This is a genomic window from Chamaesiphon sp. VAR_69_metabat_338, from assembly GCF_031423935.1.
Lineage (GTDB): Bacteria > Cyanobacteriota > Cyanobacteriia > Cyanobacteriales > Chamaesiphonaceae > Chamaesiphon.
Genome location: NZ_JANPGM010000347.1, coordinates 1 through 3,004 on the forward strand (window position 1 = coordinate 1; position 3,004 = coordinate 3,004).

Here is a 3,004-nt window from a genome sequence, read left to right on the forward strand (position 1 = left end):
GATAATATTTCCGCCGCGCTCCTTTTCTCTCGTTCTCCTCTTCCCAGCGAGAGGTAATATATCCCTTCTTCTCCAAGCGGTTTAAGTATGGGTAGAGCGAGCCATAGTTTAGCTGCACCTTGTCTTCGCTGGCTTTTGCGATGTCAGTAGCTATTTCTAGTCCATAAATTTCTGACTTTCCCGCGATCGCGAGTAAAATCAGTTCCTCTAGTTTGAGAAAGTCCGCGCCTTCCATTGTGTAAGTTATATTAGATTCTTAATAATTATACCAAAGATTATAAATATCGAGTATTTAATGATCGAGGACTTGGTTAGATGGGATATTTGGGAAGCCATGACAGGAAAACTCATCTAAATGAGGGTTTCGGGGCTTGAGTTCAGTCGATCGAATCTTGAAAATATTTATTCTATTTCTTGTATATATTAGTTTATTAATATAATTGTAATGAACGTGCGCGATACAATAAAAGCGTGGACGACAATAAAAAAGCGCGCACGTCAATTTTTGTACGAAAGTACAAAAAAACCGCGTTCTGCCAGGAACACGGCTTAGATAAAAAAGGTGAGTTGTTTACGGCTCTACATGCGGTCGAAGTAGTCGAGAGCCATAAGTGCGTAACCTAGAGATAGGAATACGTGACTCCATACCAGATAGCTCATAAAATTGCCTCTTATGGTTGTACGTCATAGGGGTAATTTTTGGTGAAAATACCCTTGAAAGAATTTTAACATGATTTTCTCGGTGGGATAGTCTCACGGAAATAATTTATGGCTGCTAATAATCAACTGGTAAATTCGATAATCGATCTGATTGAATCCTTGCCTCAAGCAGAGCAGAATTTACTCACGCAGCGATTATTTTTTGATTCTGCGGTGGCGGCGCGGTTGGCTGGTGAGGAGAAGACAGTAGAGAAGCTGGACTATCCTTCGGTACATGAAATTGCCAATCTAGCGCAGATGGGTGGCTCGTTTGATTTTCTGGAGCACGAACCCGATCTGTACACTCTAGATGATGGGGAACCAGTCGCGTGAATTTAGCCAAAGGCGATGTGGTATTGGTGCCTTTTCCCTTTACAGATCTGAGCCAAACCAAACTTCGCCCTGCGATCGTGCTGTACGTGCAGCCAGAAGGTGAAGATGTTACTTTATGTTTTATCTCCACGCAAAATCTAGATCGAGTGAATCGGGATGAATTCATCATCGATCTGAGTCATCCAGAGTTTGCCCAAACTGGACTAAAATCGACTTCTAAAGTCAGAGTTAGTAGAATCGTTACATTAGAGCAACGATTAATTAAACGGAAGCTGGGTAGCTTGGGCTTACAATTAATCGAAAATATTGATTCGATCTTGGTCGATATACTTCTGCTTGGGTGATGCAGATCGATCGATACAACTTTAAGATTTAGGTTCGATTGATAATCTCACCCACTCCCGCAAATTAATCTCAGCCGCTACTTCATCTTTCTGGGCAACTGCCAAAAATTCGTAGAACTTCTCTTTCGAGACGATCGGGAAAGTTGGACTATTAGGTACTTCTAAATATTCATTGCCTTGCAGTTGATAGATCCGCCATTCGCAGCCATCATACCGCCAAAATTCTGGTATTCCCATTGCCGCATATAGAGCTGGCTTATTAATATCGGTGTGAGTAATATCCACTTCTACAACCAAATCGGGCGGCGGATCTATGGCTAGATCTACTTTGCGCCCAGCCACGCGGGATTGGTTTTGAATATAGTAAGCGTTATCTGGTTCGGCACCGCGATCTAAATCCGATCGATCGAGCGTTGTCGAACCCATTGTCTTGATTTTCAAACCTAACTCTACTACTAAAATTCGTACGAACAGTTCGATTAAACGACCAGAAAATTCATGTTCTTCTAATGGCATCGTAATTTCTAGAATTCCGCGATCGAATGTCAATCTTGCCGCTCGATGTTCGCCCAAAATCCCCAGCAGTTGTTGATAACCCTGCCAGGTAATATTTTTAAAAACCACTCGGCGTTCGCCGATTAGCAAGGGAGCGATAATTGGGGCAGCAGAAACCATGTATTTTCCTCCTTCTTTAGGCTTGAGAGTGAGAATCGATCGCAGCCTAATGTTTTACTTGAGATAAGCGATCGTTACACCGCCGCCGCCGTCTTTTTCGCCTGCTAATTCAAATCGATCGACTTGGGGATGATGAGCTAGGAACTCATGAACGCCTTCGCGGAGTTTGCCGGTACCTTTGCCGTGAATCACCCACATAATACCGGATTGATAGGCGCGACCGATGCCGCGTTCGATTTCGCTCTCAGCATTTGCCACGCGTTGCCCGCGAATATCGACGGTATTTGTCGATGTCCGAATTGCGACGACTGGCGCGGTAGGGGTGGCTTTACCTGGCACTTTAGCTCCAGATTTTTTCGGTAACGGAGCGGCTTTTTCGCCTGTGAGCGATTCGATATCGGCGAGGGCGACATTCATTTTCATGATGCCGAATTTGACATTGAGATTGCCGTTATCATCTACTTCGCTCAAAACTTCGGCTTTTTGCCCGATCTTGGGGATGCGAATGCGATCGCCGACCTTAGGATTGAAGCCTGGAGCCGGCTGGGGAGTGGTTTTAGCTGGTAGGCGACGGGTTGACACGCCATCTAGTTCGACGGTGGCTTGCTGGGCAGCCTGGGCGGTTTGGGGGCCTTGTTGGAGTTGGCGGATGACTTGGGCGATTTCGCCTTTGGCTTCGGCAATGGCAGCTTGAACGGCGCGTTCTTGGTTGACTTTGAGTTCCTGTTCGCGGGCTTGCAATTGGGCGGCTTTTTGGGAAACTTCTAAGTAAAAAGCTTCGGCTTGTTTTAAGACTGTTGCTGCTTCATTGGCTTTAGTTTCCTGAGTGCGCCGTTGGGCTTCGAGTCCAGCGATGACTTCGTTGACTTCTTGAGTTGCGCCCAATATTACCTGCGATTTGGCATTTTCGATCACTTCTGGATTCAAGCCCAATCTTTGGGCGATCGATAGCG

Annotated in this window: 5 protein-coding genes; 2 read left to right on the forward strand and 3 right to left on the reverse strand. The window is 45.5% G+C overall.

The genetic code is table 11. The annotated features are described in order from the left end of the window. Positions 1-235 (reverse strand): PadR family transcriptional regulator (locus tag RMO84_RS09900; protein ID WP_310488299.1); only part of this gene is annotated, 235 nt, incomplete at its 3' end. 533 nt (positions 236-768) lie between these two features. Between RMO84_RS09900 and RMO84_RS09905 the strand changes: the two genes are divergently transcribed. Continuing rightward, positions 769-1,032, forward strand: a complete 264-nt coding sequence (locus tag RMO84_RS09905) for a hypothetical protein (RefSeq protein WP_310488300.1) — start codon at positions 769-771, stop codon at positions 1,030-1,032. Further along, the gene (locus RMO84_RS09910; protein WP_310488301.1) at positions 1,029-1,376 is read left to right on the forward strand and encodes a type II toxin-antitoxin system PemK/MazF family toxin; all 348 of its coding nucleotides are present in this window, start codon (positions 1,029-1,031) and stop codon (positions 1,374-1,376) included. The genes RMO84_RS09905 and RMO84_RS09910 overlap by 4 nt, the downstream gene beginning before the upstream one ends. A gap of 21 nt (positions 1,377-1,397) precedes the next feature. On the opposite strand, the gene RMO84_RS09915 is transcribed toward RMO84_RS09910, so the two are convergent. Together RMO84_RS09915 and RMO84_RS09920 are read right to left on the reverse strand one after the other, a co-directional pair. Next, positions 1,398-2,051, reverse strand: coding sequence for a Uma2 family endonuclease (locus RMO84_RS09915; protein ID WP_310488302.1), 654 nt, complete (start codon positions 2,049-2,051; stop codon positions 1,398-1,400). A 54-nt stretch (positions 2,052-2,105) separates the two neighbouring features. Beyond that, positions 2,106-3,004, reverse strand: an 899-nt coding sequence (locus tag RMO84_RS09920) for a Smr/MutS family protein (protein ID WP_310488303.1), incomplete at its 5' end; no start/stop codon positions are given.